The organism is Streptomyces albus subsp. albus (assembly GCF_000719865.1).
Lineage (GTDB): Bacteria > Actinomycetota > Actinomycetes > Streptomycetales > Streptomycetaceae > Streptomyces > Streptomyces albus_E.
Genome location: NZ_JOID01000078.1, coordinates 1 through 1100, shown reverse-complemented (window position 1 = coordinate 1100; position 1100 = coordinate 1). Strand labels below are relative to the sequence as shown.

General features: G+C 69.5%; 1 protein-coding gene. It reads left to right on the top strand.

Going from position 1 to position 1100, the window contains the following annotated elements; genetic code table 11:
• Positions 1 to 1099 (top strand): HNH endonuclease signature motif containing protein (locus IF83_RS0129415; protein ID WP_030549425.1); only part of this gene is annotated, 1099 nt, incomplete at its 5' end.
• Between the last annotated feature and the right edge of the window lies 1 nt (position 1100).

Genomic DNA, 1100 nt, shown 5'->3' with positions numbered 1-1100 from the left:
CGATGTCGAGGCGGAGGTGCTGGAGGCGCCGCCGAATGAGATGGGGTGGGTGGACTACGACTGGAACTTCGCCTGCGATGACGTCGCCTGCGCGTTGAAACTCTCGGGGACGACCGCCGCCGACCGCCTCGCGGTGGCCACCGCCCTGGAGAGCCGGTTCCCCACCACGGTCGGGCTGCTGGATCGGGGGGAGATCTGCTACCTGCAGGCCAAGGCCCTCACCGAGACCACCCACACCCTGGACCCTGAAGCCGCGGGAAGGGTGGAGGCCATGGTGGTGGGGAAGATGCCCGCCCAGTCGGTGGGACAGACCCGGCGCGCCCTGAACCGGGCGGTGTTGAAGGCGGATCCGCTGGGTGCGGAGCGGCGGCACCGCAAGCGCAGTGAGGACCGCAGCATCTGGCACCGGGCGGTCGAGGACGGCATGGCGACCTGGACGGCGTTCCTCCCCATCCCGCAGGCGGCGGAGTTGGACGCCGCGATCGACGCCCATGCCGCCACCTTCACCGACGACGACCGCACCCTGAACCAGAAGCGCGTGGACGCCCTGTACGACCTGGTCGTCAACCGGCCCGTCACCGAGACCGTCCCCGGCGGCCGGTCAGCAGCCGTTGTCCAGGTCACCGTGTCGCTGGACACCCTCATTGGGGCGGATGAGGAACCCGCCGTGCTCAAGGGCTACGGGGCGATCAGTGCCGGGCAGGCACGACAGGTGGCCTTCGCTCCCGGCACCATCTGGCGGCGTCTGATCACCCACCCGAAGACCGGGGTGCTCATCAAGACGGACCCCACTACCTACCGTCCCACCGCCGAGACCGAACGGCACGTCATCGCCCGCGACGGGACCTGCGCCTTTCCTTCCTGCCAGATGCCCGCCCACCGCTGCGACCTCGACCACATCCAACCCTTCAACCACCAGGACCCGAAAGCGGGCGGGCCGACGGTGCCGGACAATCTGATGCCGCTGTGCCGACGTCACCACCTGCTGAAACACCGCGCCGGATGGCACGTGGAACGAGATGCCCGCACCGGTGAGGTCCGCTGGACGGCACCGACCGGCCACACCTACACCAACCCACCCCACACCCCCACCACCTAAC